The organism is Methylobacterium amylolyticum (assembly GCF_030700245.1).
In the GTDB taxonomy this organism is placed as follows: Bacteria; Pseudomonadota; Alphaproteobacteria; order Rhizobiales; family Beijerinckiaceae; genus Methylobacterium.
In genome coordinates this window covers 25,771-44,991 of sequence record NZ_JAUYZI010000030.1, presented here as the reverse complement: position 1 = coordinate 44,991, position 19,221 = coordinate 25,771, and the positions used below count along the sequence as shown (strand labels likewise).

General features: G+C 72.4%; 18 protein-coding genes and 1 tRNA gene. 7 read left to right on the top strand and 12 right to left on the bottom strand.

Going from position 1 to position 19,221, the window contains the following annotated elements; all coding sequences use genetic code 11:
- Nucleotides 1-5: 5 nt before the first annotated feature.
- The 3 genes from Q8W71_RS20380 to Q8W71_RS20370 form a co-directional block, all read right to left on the bottom strand.
- Complete coding sequence (locus Q8W71_RS20380) at nucleotides 6-1,070, bottom strand: phytoene/squalene synthase family protein (protein ID WP_305527233.1); 1,065 nt, start codon at nucleotides 1,068-1,070, stop codon at nucleotides 6-8.
- Nucleotides 1,051-2,574 carry a phytoene desaturase gene (locus Q8W71_RS20375; protein WP_305527232.1) on the bottom strand — a complete coding sequence of 508 codons (1,524 nt, stop codon included), beginning with the start codon at nucleotides 2,572-2,574 and terminating at the stop codon, nucleotides 1,051-1,053. The genes Q8W71_RS20380 and Q8W71_RS20375 overlap by 20 nt, the downstream gene beginning before the upstream one ends.
- Nucleotides 2,575-2,641: 67 nt before the next feature.
- Nucleotides 2,642-4,111: a hypothetical protein gene (locus Q8W71_RS20370; RefSeq protein ID WP_305527231.1), complete on the bottom strand. Its 1,470-nt coding sequence runs from the start codon at nucleotides 4,109-4,111 to the stop codon at nucleotides 2,642-2,644.
- 285 nt (nucleotides 4,112-4,396) lie between these two features.
- Between Q8W71_RS20370 and fcl the strand changes: the two genes are divergently transcribed.
- From fcl to Q8W71_RS20355, 3 genes are all read left to right on the top strand, one after another.
- Nucleotides 4,397-5,368 carry a GDP-L-fucose synthase gene (gene fcl / locus Q8W71_RS20365; RefSeq protein WP_305527230.1) on the top strand — a complete coding sequence of 324 codons (972 nt, stop codon included), beginning with the start codon at nucleotides 4,397-4,399 and terminating at the stop codon, nucleotides 5,366-5,368.
- A 47-nt stretch (nucleotides 5,369-5,415) separates the two neighbouring features.
- Nucleotides 5,416-5,664: a hypothetical protein gene (locus Q8W71_RS20360; protein WP_305527229.1), complete on the top strand. Its 249-nt coding sequence runs from the start codon at nucleotides 5,416-5,418 to the stop codon at nucleotides 5,662-5,664.
- 273 nt (nucleotides 5,665-5,937) lie between these two features.
- Nucleotides 5,938-6,990, top strand: coding sequence for an FkbM family methyltransferase (locus Q8W71_RS20355; RefSeq protein WP_305527228.1), 1,053 nt, complete (start codon nucleotides 5,938-5,940; stop codon nucleotides 6,988-6,990).
- A gap of 46 nt (nucleotides 6,991-7,036) precedes the next feature.
- On the opposite strand, the gene Q8W71_RS20350 is transcribed toward Q8W71_RS20355, so the two are convergent.
- Entirely contained in the window at nucleotides 7,037-8,374 is a 1,338-nt protein-coding gene (locus tag Q8W71_RS20350) for a nucleotide sugar dehydrogenase (RefSeq protein WP_305527227.1), read from the bottom strand.
- 237 nt (nucleotides 8,375-8,611) lie between these two features.
- Here Q8W71_RS20350 and Q8W71_RS20345 point away from each other — a divergent pair, with 237 nt between their 5' ends.
- Nucleotides 8,612-8,839 carry a hypothetical protein gene (locus Q8W71_RS20345; protein ID WP_305527226.1) on the top strand — a complete coding sequence of 76 codons (228 nt, stop codon included), beginning with the start codon at nucleotides 8,612-8,614 and terminating at the stop codon, nucleotides 8,837-8,839.
- A 245-nt stretch (nucleotides 8,840-9,084) separates the two neighbouring features.
- Here the strand turns inward: Q8W71_RS20345 and Q8W71_RS20340 are convergent.
- A tRNA-Leu gene (locus Q8W71_RS20340) sits at nucleotides 9,085-9,169 on the bottom strand.
- A gap of 107 nt (nucleotides 9,170-9,276) precedes the next feature.
- On the bottom strand, nucleotides 9,277-10,689 hold the full coding sequence (gene leuC / locus Q8W71_RS20335; RefSeq protein WP_305527225.1) for a 3-isopropylmalate dehydratase large subunit: 1,413 nt from the start codon (nucleotides 10,687-10,689) through the stop codon (nucleotides 9,277-9,279).
- A gap of 263 nt (nucleotides 10,690-10,952) precedes the next feature.
- Here leuC and Q8W71_RS20330 point away from each other — a divergent pair, with 263 nt between their 5' ends.
- Both Q8W71_RS20330 and Q8W71_RS20325 read left to right on the top strand, forming a co-directional pair.
- Nucleotides 10,953-11,927 (top strand): 2-hydroxyacid dehydrogenase, encoded by a 975-nt coding sequence (locus tag Q8W71_RS20330; protein ID WP_305527224.1) that lies wholly within the window; start codon nucleotides 10,953-10,955, stop codon nucleotides 11,925-11,927.
- Nucleotides 11,924-12,754 carry an AprI/Inh family metalloprotease inhibitor gene (locus Q8W71_RS20325; protein ID WP_305527223.1) on the top strand — a complete coding sequence of 277 codons (831 nt, stop codon included), beginning with the start codon at nucleotides 11,924-11,926 and terminating at the stop codon, nucleotides 12,752-12,754. Before Q8W71_RS20330 ends, Q8W71_RS20325 begins: the two co-directional genes overlap by 4 nt.
- A gap of 21 nt (nucleotides 12,755-12,775) precedes the next feature.
- Here Q8W71_RS20325 and Q8W71_RS20320 read toward each other — a convergent pair whose 3' ends face one another.
- From Q8W71_RS20320 to Q8W71_RS20305, 4 genes are all read right to left on the bottom strand, one after another.
- Complete coding sequence (locus tag Q8W71_RS20320; protein WP_305527222.1) at nucleotides 12,776-13,390, bottom strand: cytochrome b; 615 nt, start codon at nucleotides 13,388-13,390, stop codon at nucleotides 12,776-12,778.
- 98 nt (nucleotides 13,391-13,488) lie between these two features.
- Nucleotides 13,489-14,061 carry an NAD(P)H-dependent oxidoreductase gene (locus Q8W71_RS20315; protein WP_305527221.1) on the bottom strand — a complete coding sequence of 191 codons (573 nt, stop codon included), beginning with the start codon at nucleotides 14,059-14,061 and terminating at the stop codon, nucleotides 13,489-13,491.
- Between the two features lie 147 nt (nucleotides 14,062-14,208).
- Complete coding sequence (locus Q8W71_RS20310; RefSeq protein WP_305527270.1) at nucleotides 14,209-14,868, bottom strand: class I SAM-dependent methyltransferase; 660 nt, start codon at nucleotides 14,866-14,868, stop codon at nucleotides 14,209-14,211.
- 2 nt (nucleotides 14,869-14,870) lie between these two features.
- On the bottom strand, nucleotides 14,871-16,028 hold the full coding sequence (locus Q8W71_RS20305) for a glycosyltransferase (protein ID WP_305527220.1): 1,158 nt from the start codon (nucleotides 16,026-16,028) through the stop codon (nucleotides 14,871-14,873).
- A gap of 164 nt (nucleotides 16,029-16,192) precedes the next feature.
- On the opposite strand from Q8W71_RS20305, the gene Q8W71_RS20300 reads away from it, so the two are divergent.
- A complete protein-coding gene (locus Q8W71_RS20300; protein WP_305527219.1) occupies nucleotides 16,193-17,359 on the top strand; it encodes a DNA topoisomerase IB in 1,167 nt (388 codons plus the stop codon).
- Nucleotides 17,360-17,420: 61 nt separating this feature from the next.
- On the opposite strand, the gene Q8W71_RS20295 is transcribed toward Q8W71_RS20300, so the two are convergent.
- Both Q8W71_RS20295 and Q8W71_RS20290 read right to left on the bottom strand, forming a co-directional pair.
- The gene (locus Q8W71_RS20295) at nucleotides 17,421-18,101 is read right to left on the bottom strand and encodes a response regulator transcription factor (protein ID WP_305527218.1); all 681 of its coding nucleotides are present in this window, start codon (nucleotides 18,099-18,101) and stop codon (nucleotides 17,421-17,423) included.
- 216 nt (nucleotides 18,102-18,317) lie between these two features.
- Complete coding sequence (locus Q8W71_RS20290; protein ID WP_305527217.1) at nucleotides 18,318-19,217, bottom strand: diguanylate cyclase; 900 nt, start codon at nucleotides 19,215-19,217, stop codon at nucleotides 18,318-18,320.
- Nucleotides 19,218-19,221 lie beyond the last annotated feature (4 nt).

Genomic DNA, 19,221 nt, shown 5'->3' with positions numbered 1-19,221 from the left:
GTCGCTCACGGCGCAACCCCGGTCCGCCCGAACGCCTCGCGCTCGCGCAGCCGCTCGATCAGGTCGAGGACGTGGACGACGCGGCCCGTGAGGTCCCACCACGACGGCAGGCGGCGCGCGGCCCGCGGTGGGTAGCCGGACACCGCCTCGATCAGGAAGGCCGTCTGCGGCAGCGGCGGCAGGGCGAGACCGCGCGGCGCCGCGCGGGGCGCGGCCGCCCGGGCGAGCAGCGCGAGCTTGCGCGCGGTCCCGACACGGGCGCGGCGGGTGACCGAGTCTCCGCCGTTCGCCGTCACCGCCCGGCCGATCTCGGCGTAGATCAGCGCCGCCGCGCGGATTGCCGGGCGGCAGCGGGCGGGCAGCCGGGCGATGCCGGGCTCTGCGCGGGCGTAGAGCCGGTCGGCCTCGGCGAGCAGCCGGTCCACCACGCCGGCGAGCGCCGGGCCCGGCCGCGGATCGGCGAGGAAGGCGTCCGGGTCGATCCCCGCCTCCGCCAGCCAGTCGAGCGGCAGGTAGAGCCGGCCCATCCGCGCGTCCTCGCCGACGTCGCGGGCGATGTTGGTGAGCTGCATCGCCGCGCCGAGATCGCAGGCGCGGGCGAGAGCGTCCGGATCGCGCACGCCCATCACCAGCGCCATCATCGCGCCGACCGAGCCGGCCACCCGCGCGGCGTAGGCGTGCAACTCGGCCAGGGTCGCGTAGCGGCGCCCGTGGGCATCCCAGGCCAGTCCCTCGATCAGCGCCCGCGGCAGCGCCTCGGGGATGGCGTGGGCGGCGACGACCGCCGCGAAGGCCCGGTCGGCCGACGCATCGGCCGGGTCGCCGGCATAGGCGCGGGCGACGCGCCGCTCCAGGCGCGCCACAGCCGCGATCCGGCCCGTCCGGGTTCCGGCCTCGTCCACGAGATCGTCCGAGAGCCGGCAGAAGGCGTAGAGCCCGTGGGCGGGCGCCCGCACCGCCGCCGGCAGCAGCAGCCCGGCGGCGAAGAAGCTCTTCGAGCCGGCGCGGATCGACGCCGCGCAGGCGGCGCGGTCGTCGGACAGTCGAGGCTCAGACGGCGACACGGGCATCCGGCACCACGCGATCGAGGACGCGGGCGGAGGACAGCACCCCGGGCAGACCCGCCCCCGGATGCGTGCCGGCGCCCACCAGGAACAGGTTCTCGACCGCGTTCGAGCGGTTGTGCGGCCGGAACCAAGCGGATTGCGTGAGCACCGGCTCCAGCCCGAAGCCGGAGCCGCGGTAGCTCAGGAAGTCGTCGCAGAAATCTTGCGGTGTCGTGACCCGCGAGGTGACGAGCGCCTCGGGCAGGCCCGGCAGCACGCTCTCCGCCAGCATCGTCTCGATCCGCCTCCGGTAGGGCTCGGCCAGCGCCGCCCAGTCCTGCCCGCCCGCGAGGTTCGGCACCGGAGCCAGCACGTAGAACGCGTCGTGGCCGGGCGGCGCGAGGCTGGGATCGGTCGCGGTGGGGCGGTGGAGGTAGAGGCTCGCATCCTCGGCGAGCACCTTGCGGTCGAAGATGTCGGCGAGCAGCTCGCGGTAGCGCGGTCCCAGCAGGATCGTGTGGTGCTGCACGTCCGGGTAGCGGCGGCGGGTGCCGAAGTACCAGACGAACAGCCCCATCGACGAGCGCGCCCGCCGCATCCGCCCCGGGCTCCAGCGGTGGCGCTCGGGCAGGAGCCGCGACAGGGTCAGGGCCGAGTCGGCGTTGGAGACGACGATGTCGGCGGCGATCACCTCGCCGCCCGAAAGGACCACGCCGGTCGCGCGGCCCGCCTCGACCCGGATCCGTGCCACCTCCGCCCCGAGGCGCACGCGCCCCCGCTGGCCGCGGATCAGCCGCACCAGCCCGTCGACGAGCCGGCCGGTGCCGCCGAGGGCGAAATGCACCCCCCAGCGGCGTTCGAGGTCGGCGATCAGGCAGTAGATCGCGCTCGCCCGGAACGGGTTGCCACCGATCAGCAGCGGGTGGAAGCTGAACACCGTGCGCAGCCGCTCGTCGCGGATGAAGCGGGCCACCACGTCGTAGACCGACCGGTGGCCGGACAGACGCAGCAGGTCCGGCGCGATCCGCAGCATCGCCCCGACCGAGCCGAACGGCACGTCCCCAAGCCGCTCGAAGCCGACCGCGCACACCGCCCGGGCATGGGCCATGAAGCGCTCGTAGCCCTCGACATCGTTCGGCGCGAAGCGGGCGACCTCGGCGCGCATCCGCTCCGGGTCGCCGCTGTAGTCGAAGCACGCCCCGTCGGCGAAACGGATCCGGTAGAACGGGTCCATCGGCACCAGGGTCACGTCGTCGGCGAGCCGCCGGCCCGCCAGACTCCACAGCTCCTCGAACAAGTGCGGCGCGGTGACGATGGTCGGGCCGGCGTCGAAGGTGAAGCCGTCCTGGCGGTGGACCCGGGCGCGACCGCCCGGCTGCTCCAGGCGTTCCAGCACCGTGACGCGGTATCCGCGCGCCCCGAGCCGGACGGCCGCGGCGAGACCGCCGAAGCCGGAGCCGATCACCACCGCGTGCGGCCGCGGATCGCTCTCCTGCACCGCCTGAGGCTCGACCGCGAGTGTCAACATGGCTTGACACTAGCGCGGGGATTTCGTGATGCGCAAGGGCGAAACCGCGGCCCTCGCGCACCCGCGCTCAGAACTCGCCCGCGAGGCCGGCGCGTGCGCCCACCGAACTGTTTCCGCCGTAGGAGACGCCGGCGGTGATGGCGATCGGCACGCAGCAGGTCGGCAGGCGGTGCGCGAGCGCGACGCCGCCCGCCCACTCGCCGCGATAGGTCGCCGCGTTGGTCGCCCAGGTGGTGCGGCCCGGCGCCGACGGCATCGGGGCGGTGGCCATCGCGAGCGCCATCGCCACACCCTGGCGCGCCTCCTTGCGCGTCTGGATCGCGTAGCGCTGCACGGCGTCCGTCTTCGCCTCCAGGTTGTTCACCTGCCCCTGGATCGAGTCGATCCGGTTCCCCAGGCCGGCGATGGTCGACGGGCCGTAGGCCGAGGCGGCGAGGTTGCCGTTGGCGTCGGTGGTGACGAACTGCGTCGCCCCGCTCTGGGCGGCTGCGCTGGCCTGGGAGGTGATGCCCGCGAGCGTGTAGGTGTTGGCGGCGTTGCCGATCGCCACCTGGTTCGCCTGGGTCGTGCGGACGTTGGCGCCGATGGCGACGGTGTTGTTCTGGTTGGCGGCAGCGCCGTTGCCGAGTGCCACGCTGTTGGCGCCGGCCGCGGAGGCCGCGGCGCCGATGGCGGTGGAGCCCGAGCCGCCCGCCCCCGCGGCGAAGCCGAGCGCCGTGCTGCCGGCACCCGAGGCCGCCGACGCCGTGCCGACCGATGTGGAGGCGACGCCCACCGCATTGGCGGCGTAGCCCACGGCGACGCTTCCCGTGTTGCTGGCGTTGGCGGCGACGCCGACGGCGGTGGCGGCGTAGCCCGACGCGCTCGATCCGTAACCGACCGCCATCGCGTCCCCACCGGTCGCGACCGGCGCGGCGAACGCGCTGGCGTTGTTGGTGCTGACCGCGGTCAGGCTGGAGACCTGCGACAGCCGGAGATCGGCGATGATGGTCTGACCCTGGGACTGCGTGACGTTGCCGGTGACGACGTAGACGTTCTGGTTCGATCCGCCTCCGCCTCCGCCACCGCCGCCCGGGCAGCCGGTCGGGCACCCGACCCAGCCGCCTCCGCCACCGGCGGTGCCGAGGTTGATGCCCGTGCCTAGCAGTCCGTCGCCCGGCCCGGTCGTGCCGATGATCAGCCCGGTCCCGAGGAGGCCGCCGCCGTTCGTGCCGATGTTCAGTCCGGTGCCGAGGACGCCGCTGCCCGGTCCGGTGGTGCCGACGTTCAATCCGGTCCCCAGCAGGCCGCCGCCGGTGGTGCCGACGTTCAGTCCGGTGCCGAGAACGCCGCTGCCCGGGGCGGAGGTGCCCAGCGTGATGCCGGTCCCCAGGATACCGTTGCCCGTGTCGAGGGTGCCGCGCAGAAGCTGCGCCTCCGCGGGTGTCGCCAGAGGCGCGACGAGCAGCAGCCCGCCGAGCAGCGGAAGGGTCTTGCGACGCGGCGCGCCGGCGCGCGCCGTCCGCGGCCGGGCCGGGACGAAGGTCGAGATACGCATCTGGCACTCCAAGGCTTCGCGGGGCCGGCACGTGGCGGGCCCGATACTGCAACCGTCAGCGCGATCAGCAGCGGCAGAAGACATCTTCTGGTAGAATGCTTAATAACAACTTTCGGTTGTGGCAGTCCGTCGCGACACAGCCCCCGCGGCTGCGGCGCGATCGGGTCACCGGACGGCGCCCAAGAAATCGCCTCTTTCGACGGCGAAGAGCCGCGCAAACGCGGTATAGACGCAGTCGGTCCGGAAACCGGCTCGGGGCCGGGCGTGTCAGGGAACGAGCGTGCGATGGGTGAGCGCGGGACAGCAATCTTCGTCGCGGGGCACCGCGGCATGGTCGGCTCGGCCATCGTGCGTCGCCTGCGCGAGAGCGGGCACGCGGAGGTGCTGACGGCCGACCGGAGCGCGCTCGACCTGCTGGATCAGGCGACGGTAACCCGGTTCTTCGCGGATCACCGCATCGATCAGGTCTATCTCGCCGCGGCCAAGGTTGGCGGCATCCACGCCAACAACGTCTACCCGGCCGAGTTCATCTACGAGAACCTTCAGATCCAGTCGAACCTGATCCACGCGGCCCACCGGGCCGACGTCGACCGGCTGCTGTTCCTCGGCTCCTCCTGCATCTATCCGAAGCTCGCCGCGCAGCCGATGCGCGAGGACGCGCTGCTCACCGGACCGCTGGAGCCCACCAACGAGCCCTACGCCCTCGCCAAGATCGCCGGGATCAAGACCTGCGAGAGCTACAACCGGCAGTACGGGCGGCACTATCGCAGCGTGATGCCGACCAACCTGTACGGGCCCAACGACAACTTCCATCCCGAGAACTCGCACGTGCTGCCCGCGCTCATGCGGCGGCTGCACGAGGCGAAGACCGAGGGCCGGGCGCGCGTGACTGTGTGGGGCACGGGCCGGGCGATGCGCGAGTTCCTGCACGTCGACGACATGGCGCGCGCCAGCGTCTTCGTGATGGATCTGGACGAGGCGACCTACGCGGCCAACACGCAGCCGACCCTGTCGCACATCAATGTCGGCACCGGCGAGGATTGCACGATCCGGGAACTGGCCGAGGCGCTGGCGCGGGTCGTCGGCTACAGGGGCGCCCTCGACTTCGACGCGACGAAGCCCGACGGTACGCCGCGCAAGCTGATGGACGTGTCGCGTCTCAAGGCGATGGGCTGGCGTCCGGAGATCGCGCTGGAGGATGGGCTGGAGCGGACGTACCGCTGGTTCCTGGAGAACCACGCCACGCTGCGCGGTTGATCGGCCGGGCGCGCGCCTTGGCCGGCGCGTCGAGCACGGAGGTGCGGATGACTCAGACGGAATCGGACCCCCTCGACGACTTCTCGCGCCTCCACGCGAAGCTGTCGGCGCTGGAGATTGTCCTCGGGGTCCTGATCGGCCGGCTCTCGGAGGAGAATCCGGAAGTGCGCGAGGACGTGAAGCGGGACGTGGCCGCGATCCTCGCCGGCCTCCCGATCGACGGGCCGAGCGAGGAGATGATCGCCGCCGAGGTGCGCCGGGCGGCGGAGGTGTTGACCAGCGTGTCTATCGGCTAGACGCAGGGCTTTTTCGCGCGCCATCGCCATGACACATGCAAGGCGCCTCATGTCAATGGTGTTGATGATTGATTTTGGTCTGCAATTGCCAGGATCTTGATCGGGATATTATGTGATATTTGCAAAATACAATTTCGATTCATTTTTGCGCGCAGAGACGGAGAAAGTGAGGGTTCGTCCACACAAAATCGAATCGCTATTGCTTCCCGCTTCTGATCAAACGCCGTAATCGACATGGCCAGCGGGGGCTCGATGTTAGACGCACTTGAACAGATGAACGTGGCCGGTCACTGGGTCCAGGGTGTCCTGCACGTCGGGGCGAACGAGGGCCAGGAGCGGCACGATTATGAGGCGAACGGGGCGAGCCCGTGCCTGTACGTCGAGCCGGTCGACAGCGCCTTCGCCATCCTGAAGGCCAACCTCGCCGGCCTGCCGTTCCACTCGGCGATCCAGGCGGTCTGCGCTGAGCGGGCGGGCGACGCGGTGCAGTTCAACGTGGCCAGCAACGGCGGGCAATCATCGAGCCTGTTCGCGCTGGGCGCGCATGCCGAGCATCACCCGGAGATCGTCTACACCGGCGTGCAGCGGATGGTCACGACGACGGTGGACGCGATCGTGGCCGAGCACAGCCCGGGGCGGGTGCCGAACCTGCTGGTGGTCGACGCGCAGGGGGCGGACCTGCGGGTGCTGCGCGGGGCGACAGGCAGCTTGCCCCAGATCGACGGGGTCTACATCGAGGTGAGCGAGGCACCGCTCTACGAGGGCGGGTGCACGCTGGAGGAGATCACCGCGTTCCTGCGCGGGTTCGACCTGCGCCCGCGCTGGCTCCAGCTCAATGACGTGGGCCACGGCGAGGCCTTCTTCTGCCGACCCAAGCCGGGCTTTCCGGGCCTGCCGGACTACGACGGCCTTCTCAGCGAGGGCAGGCGCGCCGCGCAGAGCAGTGAGTGCGAGTGGTCGTACTTCGACGTGGCGAACGGCGCGCAGGGCGGCGTGGACGGCCCCCTGACCGGTCGTCCCGGGTTCCACACGGACATCGAGGACGCGCCGTGGTGGCAAGTGGATCTCGATACGGTGCAGAATCTGCACGAGGTACGCGTCTACAACCGGATGGACTGCGCGCGGGAGCGGTCGCGGACGCTGCGGGTGCTGCTGTCGGATGACGGCGAGCAGTGGCGCCTCGTGCACGATCAGGCCGGCTACACCTTCGGGGGCGCGGACGGCCGGCCGCTGCGGGTGATGGTGCCGGGCGAGCGGGCGCGCTACGTGCGGCTGCAACTCGCCGAGCGCACCTACCTGCATCTCGACAAGGTGCAGGTGTTCTGACGCTCCCGCGGCGGGTGAGGGCACGGGGGGGATCGGCCGCGCCGCCTCACGCCTTGACGATGTGCGGGCCGCTCACACCGGCACGGCCGCAGGCATTGCGGGTGTCGACCACGAGGCGGGCCGCCGCGGCCAGCGCCGCGTAATCGACGGCGTCGTGGTCGGCGGCGATCAGGACCGCGTCGTAGGCGGCGACGCCCTCCGGCGACAGCGGCACCGAGCGGCGGCCGGCCAGGACGGCATGCTCGCGGGTCGGCAGGATCACCGGGATGTGCGGGTCGTGGAAGTCCACCGCCGCGCCGCGCGCCGTCAGCCGCTCGATCAGCGTCAGCGCCGGGCTCTCGCGCAGGTCGTCGACGTTCTTCTTGTAAGCCAGCCCGACCATCAGGATGCGGGCACCGCGCAGCCCGCGGCCCGCGCTGCGGTCGAGCGCTTCGGCGAGTCGATCGACCACGTAGCCCGGCATGGCGGTGTTGATCTGGCCGGCGAGTTCGATGAACCGCGTGGTGATGCCGTATTCCCGCGCCTTCCACGTCAGGTAGAACGGGTCGATCGGGATGCAGTGGCCGCCGAGGCCGGGGCCGGGATAGAACGGCATGTAGCCGAACGGCTTGGTCTTGGCCGCCTCGATCACCTCCCAGACGTCGATGCCCATCGCCTGGTAGACGACCTTGAGCTCGTTCACGAGAGCGACGTTGACGGCGCGGAAGATGTTCTCGGTGAGCTTGACCGCCTCGGCTACCGCCGGCGACGAGACCGGCACCGTCGCGACCACCAAGGCATCGTAGAGGGCTTGGGCGAGGCGGAGCGCGTCGGTGCCGTCGCCGCCGACGACTTTCGGGATCGTCGCTGTGCCGTGGCTGGCATTGCCGGGGTCTTCGCGCTCGGGCGAGTAGGCGAGGTGGAAGTCCACGCCGCTCCTCAGCCCCCCTGCCTCCAAGATCGGTCGGACGACCTCGTCGGTCGTGCCGGGCCACGTGGTCGATTCGAGCACGACGAGGTGTCCGGGCCGCAGGTGAGGCCGAACGGCCCGGGCGGTGTCGGCGACGAAGCCGAGGTCCGGCTCGCGGTGGCGAGTCAGCGGGGTCGGAACGCAGATCAGGATCGCGTCCGCGTCGGCGAGCCCGGCGAAATCGAGCGACGCGACGAACCGGTCCGACGCGCGCGCCGCGCGGACGCGCGCGTCTGCGATATGGCGAAAGCCGCTCTCGCCGCGATTGAGCAGAGCGACGCGGTCCGGGTTGATGTCGAGCCCGAGCACCGGGAAGCCCGCAGCGCAGGCGGTGAGTGCCAGAGGCAGGCCGACGTAGCCGAGGCCGATGATCGCAACCCGGTAGTCGCGTCGCGCGATGCGGCCGATGCTGTCGGCCACGCTGGGAGCTGCCATCGTCCTCGACCGCTCCATGCCGCCCGCCGCATTCCGGCCCTCGGAGGGTTCGCGCGGTAGCACCCCGCGCGACCGACCGGCAACACATGGGCCTCGGACAGGTCGGCCTCGCGCCTCCGAGCCCCCGGGCATCACGCGCTCGTGACGTTCGCGACACAGCCCCGCAACACGAACGCCAGACCCCCGTCACAGGGCGGCGATAGACGTCCGAGAATCCCCGATGATCGGAGCCAGTGCATGACGCGAGCCGACCTCGACAAGCGCGCCGAGTTGACCGTCTGGCCCGGCAATGCGCCGGCCCACGTCGCCGAGGGACGCGCGTTCGCCACCCTGCGCGACGCGCTGACGGCGGCAGCGGCGGTGATCGATGACGACGATGCGCAGCCCTGGATCATCACGGAGGACGGCGACATCCTCTCGCCGCGCTGGATCCGCGCCCACGCCCAGCACTGTCGCCTTCAGTGACGGGCAGGCCTCGGGGATCCGCGATGCTCGGTCATCCTGCAACGCGCGGTGCGTGACCGCCGGACGGCCCGTACCGGTTGGACTGCCGGCGGGAGCAGCCAAAGACGCCGTCCACATCCGAGGCTGCGAACAGGGCAAAGATCGCGCGTGCAGGTGCCGGTTCAGAAATAACAAATTCCGCATCCGGCGACCCGGTGCGGGATGTGGCGGTAGAACCGTCCGATCTCGAAAGTTCGAAGATCAGATGGTGCCCAGGAAAGGACTCGAACCTTCACCTCTTGCGAGACTGGTACCTGAAACCAGCGCGTCTACCAATTCCGCCACCTGGGCTCGCCGCCGGCCATGGCCAGCGACGGCTTCGTTTAGGCGGCGCCGGATCCCGCGTCAATCGCGTTCTCCGCGCCGCCGCGGGATTTCCGCGACGGTGATTCCGGGGCTCAGGCCTGCGGCCACTCGCGGATGTCGACGAAGCGGCCGGTGACCGCGGCCGCCGCGGCCATCGCCGGCGACACGAGATGCGTGCGGCCGCGGTGGCCCTGGCGGCCCTCGAAGTTGCGGTTCGAGGTCGAGGCGCAGCGCTCCAGCGGGTTGAGCCGGTCGGCGTTCATGCCGAGGCACATCGAGCAGCCGGGCTCGCGCCAGTCGAAGCCCGCCGCCTTGAGGATGCGGTCGATCCCCTCGGCTTCGGCCTGAGCCTTCACGAGGCCGGAGCCCGGCACCACCATCGCCGAGACGCTCTCGTGGACCTTGCGGCCCTCGACCATCTGGGCGACGACGCGCAGATCCTCGATTCGGCCGTTGGTGCAGGAGCCGATGAACACCCGGTCGAGGCGGATGTCGGTCATCGGCGTGCCGGGCGTCAGGCCCATATAGGCCAGCGCCTTCTCCTTCGATTGCCGCTTGTTCTCGTCGGCGATCTCGGACGGGTCGGGCACGCGGCCCTGCACCGAGATCACGTCCTCCGGGCTCGTGCCCCAGCTCACCAGTGGCGGCAGGTTGGCCGCGTCGAGGCGCACCTCGCGGTCGAAATGCGCGCCCGCGTCGGTGACGAGGCTCTCCCAGTAGGCCCGCGCCCGGTCGAAGGCTGCGCCCTGCGGCGCCTTCGGCCGACCCTGCACGTAGGCGTAGGTGGTGGCGTCGGGGGCCACCATGCCGGCGCGGGCGCCGCCCTCGATCGACATGTTGCAGATCGTCATCCGCCCCTCCATCGAGAGGGCGCGGATCGCCTCGCCGGCGTACTCGATGACGTGGCCGGTGCCGCCGGCGGTGCCGATCTCGCCGATGATGGCCAGCACGATGTCCTTGGCGCTCACGCCCGGCGGCAGCGTGCCGTCCACGGTGACGCGCATGTTCTTCGCCTTTTTCTGCACCAGCGTCTGGGTGGCGAGCACGTGCTCCACCTCCGACGTGCCGATGCCGTGGGCGAGCGCCCCGAAGGCGCCGTGCGTGGACGTGTGGGAATCGCCGCACACGATCGTCTGGCCCGGCAGGGTGAAGCCCTGCTCCGGCCCGATGATGTGGACGATGCCCTGGCGCCGGTCGAGCGCGTCGTAGAACTCGATGCCGAAGTCGCGCACGTTCTCGGCCAGCGCTTCGAGCTGCGTGCGGCTCTCGGGGTCGTCGATCCCCTGGCTGCGGTCCGAGGTCTGGACGTTGTGGTCGACCACCGCCAGCGTCTTCTCGGGGTGGCGCACCTTGCGGCCGGCCACCCGCAGGCCCTCGAACGCCTGGGGACTCGTCACCTCGTGCACGAGGTGGCGGTCGATGTAGAGGAGGCTGGAGCCGTCCGGCAGGACATCGACGACGTGGTCGTCCCAGATCTTGTCGTAGAGGGTGCGTGGGCTGGTCATCGGTTCGGATCTTCGAAGATTGGCTCGGTCCCGGTTCTGGTCTCCGTCCGGCTCACCCTTACTAATGCTGGGCGGGAGGTTTCGGAAGAGGCGAGCCGCGCCCGGAGGCGATGGCGAGACGGCGAAAGGGTCGCGGATGTCAGCCGCCCCACCCACAGCCCGGTAGCGCGCCGCCCGCGCGAGGGCCTATGCGTGGGCCGTCCTCCCGCGCTACGCAGCCGTCGACCGGCAAGGAAGCCGCCCGGCAAGGAAACGGAACGCCCATGACCGCCGCCCCGCCCGCCGACATCCTGCTCCTGCGGCGGATGCACCCGCTGATCGAATCGTCCCTCGACGACCGCTTCACCGTCCACCGGCTCGACAGGGCGGACGATGCGGACGCCATGCTGACGCAGGTCGCTCCGCGGATCCGCGGCGTGTGCGCGGGCGGCCACGCCGCGGTCGATGCCGGGCTGATCGCACGGCTGCCGAAGCTGGAGATGATCGCGAATTTCGGGGTCGGCTACGACACGATCGACGCGGCCGCCGCCGCGCGTCACGGCGTCGTCGTGACCAACACCCCCGACGTGCTGACCGACGAGGTCGCAGACCTCGCCGTCGGCCTCGTCCTCGCCACCCTGCGGCGGCTGCCCCAGGCGGACCGCTACCTGCGCGCCGGCCACTGGCCCAAGGCGCCCTTCCCGCTCACCGCGTCGCTGCGCGGGCGCCGGATCGGCATCCTCGGCCTCGGACGGATCGGGCGGGCGATCGCCCGCCGGCTCGAAGGCTTCGAGGTCGCGATCGACTATCACGGCCGCAGCCGTCAGGCGGACGTCGCCTACACATACCACGACACGCTGATCGGGCTGGCGCGGGCGGTGCACGTGCTGATCGTCGTGGCGCCGGGCGGGGCCGAGACGCGCGGGCTGATCGGCACGGAGGTGCTGGAGGCGCTGGGCCCCGAGGGCATCCTCGTCAACGTCGCCCGCGGCAGCCTCGTGGACGAGGCGGCGCTCACCGCGGCGCTGAAGGCCGGGACGATCCACGCGGCCGGCCTCGATGTGTTCGAGAACGAGCCGCACGTGCCGTCGGACCTCGCCGCCCTCGACAACGCGGTGCTGCTGCCGCATGTCGGCTCGGCTTCCGAGTACACCCGCGCGGCGATGGCGCAGCTGGTCGTCGACAACGTCGTGTCGTGGTTCGAGGGCCGCGGGCCGCTGACGCCGGTGGCCGAGACGCCCTGGAGCCCGCGCGCGTGAGGCGCGCCGGCGCCGCGCTCTGCGCCGCCCTCGCGCTCTGGCCGAGCCTCGCCCCGGCGCAAGAGCAGCCTGCCGCCCCGGAGCCTGCCGCTCCGGAGCCCGCCGCGCCGCCCGAGACGCGCAGCCTGCCGGACCGGATCGGCGACGTGCCCGGCACCTGGGACCTGTCGCGCGACGGCAGCAACCGGCGCTGCGTGATGACCCTGTCCGGCGACAGCGGCGAGGCCGGCCGCCGCCTGTACTTCCCCGCCGGGTGCCGTCGCGCGCTCCCGGTGATCGGTCCGGTGGCGGGCTGGCTCTACACGGACAGCGCCGTCCGGCTCGTCGACCGCAACGTCCGTCCCGTGCTGCTGTTCACCCGCCGGCCGGACCAGCGCAGCCTCGTCGCGAAGACCGAGAGTGGCGAGAGCTACAGCTTCGTGCCGCTCGACATCGTCGCGATGCGCCCGCCCGAGCCGGAGAAGCCCGACGCGGCGGTTCCGCCGGGCGTCGCGCCGGCCGCGCCGACGCCCGCCCCGCAGCCTGGGGCGCGGGCCGAAGCGGCCGGCGGTCCGACCCCGGGGATCTATGCCCTCGACCGGTTCCAGGACCGCGACACCTGCCGCCTCTCCCTGGACGGCGCCGCCGGGACGGTGCGGATCGTCCCGGGCTGCCACGACGGCGGCCTGGAGGTGTTCGACCCGGTACGCTGGCGCTACGCGGGCGGGCGGATGACGCTGACGGCCAAGCGCGGCCACAGCATCGACCTGATCCCGACCGGCGACGGCCGCTGGCGGCGCGACCCCGAGGTCGGCACCACCTTCGTCCTGCGCCGGGTCGACCCGTAGACCCCCCGGGCGATTGCGGGCTCAGCGGCCGCCGCGGCCGTCCTGCACGGGCAGCATCCGCTCCAGCAGCCCGTCGCGGCGGATCACGAGGTGCCAGACGGTCCCGAGGATGTGGAGCAGGACCAGGACGTAGACCGCGTACTGGCCGAAGACGTGGATCGACTGGGCGATCTTCTGGGCCGCCTCGTCCTTCGGCAGGCCGGGAACGGTGAACAGCCAGAAATACGGCGTGTCGCGGCCCGACCACGCGCTGAGCAGATAGCCGCTCACGGGCATGATCAGGAAGATCGCGTAGAGCAGCCAGTGGTTGATCCGGGCGATCAGGGTCAGCGCCCAGGGCGCCTTCGGGTCCGGCGGCGCCGGCCGGATCATCCGCCAGACGATCCGCAGCACGACGATCGCGAAGATCGTCAGGCCGACCGACTTGTGCAGGACGAAGATGCTGCCCTTGTTCGGGCCGGGCGGCAGGCTGATCGCCACCCAGGCCAGCGGCAGGATCGCGAGGACGAGGGCGGAGGTCAGCCAGTGCAGCGCCTGCGAGACCGGATTGTAGCGGGGAAGACCGGAGGCGGTCACGTAGGTCGCCGGCAGCGGCGGGCGGCCCGCCTTGCCGGTGGTGATCGGGGAACCAGCCATGAGCCCTCGCGGCATCGCTTCGTTGGACCGAATCTAGAGTACGGCCGCGCGAAGGGGATCCCGGATCGCCGCGCGTGCACACGAAAGCGCGTGCGCTGTCACGCGGCCGCGCCGGCGCCGAGCGCGCGGGAGACGTCGAGGAGGGCGGCGAGTTCGGCCGCGGCGGCGGCGACGCGCTCCGCCACTCCCGGGTCGGCGACGGCGCCGTCCGCCAGGTCGTCCGGCCCGGCATAGACGGCGGTCGGCGCCGCGTGGGCGGCGAAGAAGCCGAACAGCGGCCGCAGGGCGTGCTCGACCACGAGAGCGTGGCGCAGTCCGCCGCCGGTGGCGGTCAGCGCCACCGGCATCCCGACCATCCGCGCCGGATCGACGAGGTCGAAGACGTGCTTGAACAGCCCGGCGTAGCCGCCCTGGTAGACCGGCGTGCCGACGATCAGGGCGTCCGCTCCCTCGATCGCCTCGACGAGCCGCGCGGCCGGGAGCGGCAGGTCGGCGCGCAGGGTCGCTCCGAGGCCGGGCCCCGCATCGACGAGGTCGTACACGCGGAGGTCGATCCGCCGCAGGCGTCCGAGTTCGCCGGCGACGGCCTCGACGAGGTCGCGGGTCCGGGACGGCCGCTTGGCACTGCCCGAGAAGGCCACGACGCGGGGAAGGCTCGGAGTGCCGGTCAATGCGCAGAAAACCTTCGGTCGGCCGCTCGGCGGCGCGGGATGCGGCGGCCCGCGGGACGGGTGACGGGTCCGCTGCGCTCGAGGGAGCCGCCATCCCGCGTCCGCGCATCATGCTCCAATGCACGGCACGCGCGGAAGTCCCCGGCCTCAGGGCCGCAGCCGCCAGACGTGGCTGCGCTTGATCTCCGCGTCCTCCAGGCTGCGCGAGACCGGCACGGAGTAGCTCGCCACGCATTCCAGCCGCTCGCGCGGCAGGTAGGTCCGGCCGGGATCGCCGATCAGCACCGTGCGCCCCCGGGCCCGGAGATCCGCGAGCCAGCCGGTCACGGCCGCGGCGAGGTCGCGCTCGTAGAACGCGTCGGCCACCAGCACGAGATCGGCCTCCGGCTCCGTGCCGATCAGGTCGGTCCGCACGGCTTCGATCCGGTCGCCGACGCCGTTGGCCTCGGCGTTGATCCGGATCGCCCGGACCGCGAACGGGTCGAGGTCGCTGGCCAGCACGCGGGCGGCGCCGGCCCGCGCGGCGGCGATCGCGACGAGGCCCGAGCCGGAGGCGAAGTCGACGACCCGGCGCCCGGCCGCGAGCGCCGGGTCGTCGAGGAGGTAGCGGGCGAGCGCCTGACCGCCCGCCCAGGCGAAGGCCCAGAACGGCGGCGGCAGGCCGATCGCCTCCAGCTCCTCCTCGGTCTTCTGCCAGAGGTCCGTCGCCTCCTCGGCGAGGTGCAGCCGGATCTCGGGCGCGTAGGGCACCGGCAGCAGCCGGGTGTTGGCCCGGATGAAGCCGTCGGGGTCGTCGGGCGGGCGCACGGTCACGCGCTCAGCAGGTCGCGCCAGACGCCGGCCACCGCTTCGGCCACCGCCGCCTCTGTGAAGCCGCTGCCCTCCACCCGCGCCCGGGCGGCCGCGCCGAGGGCGGCGACGAGCCCGGCATCGTTCGCGAGCCGCGTGAGCACGGCGGCGAGCGCCGGGGCGTCGGCGGGCGGGACGAGCAGCCCCTCGACGCCGTCGCGCACGAGGCTGCGGCAGCCCGGCACGTCGGTCGTCACCAGCGCCCGGCCGCAGGCCGCCGCCTCCAGCAGGGTGCGCGGCAGCCCCTCCCCGCCCCGTGACGGCAGGCAGGCGGCGTGGTGCCCGGCCCAGACGCCGGCCACGTCCGCCGTGGGGCCGTGCCACGCGATCCCGTCCCGGCTCCAGCCGCGCAGGGTCGCCTCGGGGATGGCGCGCCGGTTGGAGGGGTCGGGGGCGCCGTAGAGCGACAACTCGACCGGCGCTCCGCGCTCCCGGGCGAGGCGGGTCGCCTCGACGGCCACGTCGACGCCCTTCGACCACAGCATCCGCGCGACCAGCGCCACCCGCAGCGGCGGCAGGGTGGGGAGCGGCCGGACCGGATAGGCGGCCGGGTCGACGCCCGCGCCGCCGACGACCGTCACCGTCCGCTCCGACGGGTCGAGGCCCAGCGCCAGGGAGTCCTCGGGATTCTCGAACACGAACCGCGTCCGCCGCGAGGCGAGCGGCCCGCGGATCAGCGCCCGCAGGGCGAGCCGTCCGGCCCGGCCCACCCGATCCGCGCGGGCGCCGATCAAGCCCAGGCCGGTGAGCGCGTAGACCCGGGCGGACACGCCCGCCATCGCCGCCGCGGTGCCGCCGACGAGGATGCCGCGCAGGGCGATGCAGTGGACGATGTCGGCCTTGAGCGCCTTCAGGATCGCCGCAAGCTGGCCGGCGCTGTAGCCGGCCGCCATCGGGTTGAGGCTCGCGCGCTCCGCTTCCAGCGGCACCACCCGGGCCCCGGTCGCCTCGATCGCGGCGCGGTGGTCGCGCACGCGCGTCACCACGGTCACGGACAGGCCCATCGCCACGCCCGCCCGCGCCAGCGGCAGGAAGTGCGATGCGAAGAACCAGTCCTCGGTGACGACGAAGACGAGGCGCCGCATCGGCGCGGCGGGATTCGGTGCGGACTCGTCCATCCCCGGCTCCTAGCACGCCGTGTCCGCGGTGGAAGGCCCGCGCGGGACGCCGATCGAGCCGGCTCCGCGACCGATACGCAGGCCGCGGAACGCCGGGCGCGGGCCGCCGGTTTACCGACGCCTTCGGGCCGGACGGAGCCGGCCGGCGTAGGACGGGGCGCGGGATGGCACGGGACGAGGCGGCCGAGAGCGGCGGCGATCTGCGCGAGGCGGCGGCGGAAGTCGGCCTCGCCTACGTGGACGACGGCCGGCCCGGCCTGACCCGGCGGCGCAGCGGCAAGGGTTTCCGCTACCTCGACGCCCGCGGCGCGCCGGTGCGGGACGCGGCGACGCTCGAACGCATCCGCGGTCTCGCCATCCCGCCCGCCTACACCGACGTGTGGATCTGCCCGCGCCGCAACGGCCATATCCAGGCGACCGGCCGCGACGACAAGGGGCGCAAGCAGTACCGCTACCACCCCGATTTCCGGCAGGCGCGGGAGGCCAACAAGTTCGCGCGCATCATGGCCTTCGCCGACGCCCTGCCCGGCATCCGTGCCCGCGTCGACGCCGACATGCGCCGGTCCGGCCTGCCCCGGGAGAAGGTGCTCGCCACCGTCGTCCACCTCTTGGAGACGACGCTGATCCGGGTCGGCAACGACGATTACGCCCGCACCAACAAGAGCTACGGCCTCACCACGCTGCGCGACCCGCACGTGAAGGTGGAGGGCGCGGCGCTGACCTTCCGGTTCAAGGGCAAGAGCGGCAAGGTCTGGGACGTGTCGCTGAAGGACCGGCGCGTCGCCCGGATCGTCAAGGCGTGCCAGGATTTGCCCGGCCAGGAGCTGTTCCAGTACTTGGATTCGGACGGCGCGCGGCGCGACGTGACCTCGTCCGACGTCAACGCCTACCTGCGGGAGATTACCGGCGAGGACTACACCGCCAAGGACTTCCGGACCTGGGCCGGCACGGTGCTGGCGGCGCTGGCGCTCAGCGGCTTCGAGGCGTTCGACAGCGAGGCCGGCGCCAAGCGCAACGTCCGCGCCGCGATCGAGAGCGTGGCCCAGCGCCTCGGCAACACCCCGACGATCTGCCGGAAATGCTACATCCACCCGCAGGTGCTCGACTGTTACTTGGAGGGCGCGCTCATCCTGCAATTGAAGGACGCGGTCGAGACGGAGCTGACCGAGGATCTGGCCCGGTTGCGGGCCGAAGAGGCGGCCGTGCTGGGCCTCCTTCGGGAGCGGCTGGCGGCGGTCCAGGCCGAGGCGGCCCGCAACGGAGGCCGCGCGAAGCCCGCGCGCGCGACCGAACGGCGTCTGCGGGCGAAGGTGCGGGCCGACGCCGCGTGACCGGCGTCCGCGGGCGGGTCGGGGTGCCGGGCGGTGCCCGGCCGCCCGACGCGCGCCCCGTTCAGTGCCGCGACGGCCGCCCGTTGCCCGACCGGTCCTCGCCGCCGCGGCCGACCGGCTCGCCGTCGACCACCGGGGCGAGCCCGAGCTGGCGGGCGAGCGAGACCAGATCCTTCAACCGTCCGGTCTGGGTCTTGCGCCGCAGGTTGAGGCGATGCGTCTCGACGGTGCGAACGCTCAGCGCGAGGCGGCGGGCGACCTCCTTGTTGCTGAAGCCCGAGCTGAGGAAGCGCAGCACCTCGGCCTCCCGCGGCGTCAGGCCGAGCCCGTCGCCGATCTCGGACGCGGTCGGCCCGGGCCGCTCGGCCGGGACGAGGCAGTCCGACCCCTCCGCGAGGGCCAGCAGGGCGGCACCGAGTTCGCGCGGCGACTTCGGCCGCGCGACAAAGGCGTCGGCGCCCGCCGAGAGCAGCGCGCGGATGTCGTCGGCGGTCAGAGCGTTGAACGAGACGAGGACGCGCAGGGACGGCTGCCGCTCCTTCAGCTCGACCAGTCGGGCGACCGCGTCGGCGAGACGGATCTCGTCGATGAACACGAGGGCGACCGCGTTGCCGGATCCGGCCTCGGCCAGGTCGGTCTCGCCGATCGTGTGAAACTCCGGCATGTGCTCCAGGGTGGCGCGAACCTGCGCGCTCAGGTCCTGCGGCTCATCCAGGATAAGGACGCCAACGGCCGTACTCATGACCTCGCACCTCTCGCATCCCGGCCTGAAACAGTGCGGCCGAGCTCGGGTGCTAAGTTCCAAGATCCGTTCCAGGTCCTCGGCGGCCAAGTTAAGGTTTATTACGCGGAAAGATGCCGTCGATACGTAGTGATTGCGGAAAATACGTATCGTCCCGGGACGGCGTTGTTAAGCATGTTGCGGCCCGGTGTCCCGTTATCGGTCGGCCGCTGTCCCTCAGCCAGCCTTCGCCAGCGGGTAGGCGGCAGCCTGGACGATCACCCGGTCGCGCCCGGCCGCCTTGGCCTCGTAGAGCGCCACGTCCGCGCGCTTGATCAGCGCCGCGACCGCGTCCGAGCCGGTGCACGCATCGTCCCAGGTGCTGACGCCGAAGCTGCAACTCAGCGCGACGGCGCCCGCACCGACGCGCAGGGCCCGGACCTGCTGGCGGAGCCGCTCCGCGTGCGCGGCGGCCTCCGCGAGCCCCAGTCCCGGCAGGACGACCGCGAACTCCTCGCCGCCGAGCCGCCCGGCGATCCCCTCCGCGGCGACGATCTCCGCCACCGCCTGGATGGCGAGGTCACCGATATCGTGACCGTGCCCGTCGTTGATGCGCTTGAAGTGGTCGATATCGGCGAGGATCGCCGAGAGCCGCCCGTCGCGCACCGACCGCTCGGCCGCGCCGGCCCGCGCGAAGAAGGCGCGCCGATTGTACAGCCCGGTCAGCGGGTCGGTCTCGGCCAGACGGATCAACTGTTCCTGGATCGTCGTCATGCGCTCGGCGGCGCGCAGGCGCGCGTACAGTTCCTCGGCGCCCGGGGGCTTCTCGATGAAGTCGTCGGCGCCGCTGTCGAGCGCCTCGGCGAGGTTGCGGACGTGGTGGGCCGACGACATGGTGATGACGTGGAGCGGCCGGCGCTCCTCGGCGAGCAGCCGCGCCGACCAGCACAGCTCCAGCCCGGTGAGCGGCCGCACCTCCAGGCTGGTGATCAGCACGCGCACCGCGGGCGTCGCTTCGAGGAACGCGAGGGCCGCCCGGGAATCGGTGAACACGTGCGCCGTGTGGCCCCGCGGCTCCAGGAGCGAGGCGATGATCCGCAGGACGACGCGGCTCGAATCGACGATGACGATCTGCATGGCG

What these genes read in the sequence shown, in the direction of transcription:
- Q8W71_RS20380 (WP_305527233.1), bottom strand. Translation starts at nt 1,070, where the DNA reads ATGCCCGTGTCGCCGTCTGAGCCTCGACTGTCCGACGACCGCGCCGCC.
- fcl (WP_305527230.1), top strand. Translation starts at nt 4,397, where the DNA reads ATGGGTGAGCGCGGGACAGCAATCTTCGTCGCGGGGCACCGCGGCATG.
- Q8W71_RS20305 (WP_305527220.1), bottom strand. Translation starts at nt 16,028, where the DNA reads ATGGACGAGTCCGCACCGAATCCCGCCGCGCCGATGCGGCGCCTCGTC.
- Q8W71_RS20300 (WP_305527219.1), top strand. Translation starts at nt 16,193, where the DNA reads ATGGCACGGGACGAGGCGGCCGAGAGCGGCGGCGATCTGCGCGAGGCG.
- Q8W71_RS20355 (WP_305527228.1), top strand. Translation starts at nt 5,938, where the DNA reads ATGAACGTGGCCGGTCACTGGGTCCAGGGTGTCCTGCACGTCGGGGCG.
- Q8W71_RS20320 (WP_305527222.1), bottom strand. Translation starts at nt 13,390, where the DNA reads ATGGCTGGTTCCCCGATCACCACCGGCAAGGCGGGCCGCCCGCCGCTG.
- Q8W71_RS20360 (WP_305527229.1), top strand. Translation starts at nt 5,416, where the DNA reads ATGACTCAGACGGAATCGGACCCCCTCGACGACTTCTCGCGCCTCCAC.
- Q8W71_RS20330 (WP_305527224.1), top strand. Translation starts at nt 10,953, where the DNA reads ATGACCGCCGCCCCGCCCGCCGACATCCTGCTCCTGCGGCGGATGCAC.
- leuC (WP_305527225.1), bottom strand. Translation starts at nt 10,689, where the DNA reads ATGACCAGCCCACGCACCCTCTACGACAAGATCTGGGACGACCACGTC.
- Q8W71_RS20350 (WP_305527227.1), bottom strand. Translation starts at nt 8,374, where the DNA reads ATGGCAGCTCCCAGCGTGGCCGACAGCATCGGCCGCATCGCGCGACGC.
- Q8W71_RS20375 (WP_305527232.1), bottom strand. Translation starts at nt 2,574, where the DNA reads ATGTTGACACTCGCGGTCGAGCCTCAGGCGGTGCAGGAGAGCGATCCG.
- Q8W71_RS20370 (WP_305527231.1), bottom strand. Translation starts at nt 4,111, where the DNA reads ATGCGTATCTCGACCTTCGTCCCGGCCCGGCCGCGGACGGCGCGCGCC.
- Q8W71_RS20290 (WP_305527217.1), bottom strand. Translation starts at nt 19,217, where the DNA reads ATGCAGATCGTCATCGTCGATTCGAGCCGCGTCGTCCTGCGGATCATC.
- Q8W71_RS20345 (WP_305527226.1), top strand. Translation starts at nt 8,612, where the DNA reads ATGACGCGAGCCGACCTCGACAAGCGCGCCGAGTTGACCGTCTGGCCC.
- Q8W71_RS20295 (WP_305527218.1), bottom strand. Translation starts at nt 18,101, where the DNA reads ATGAGTACGGCCGTTGGCGTCCTTATCCTGGATGAGCCGCAGGACCTG.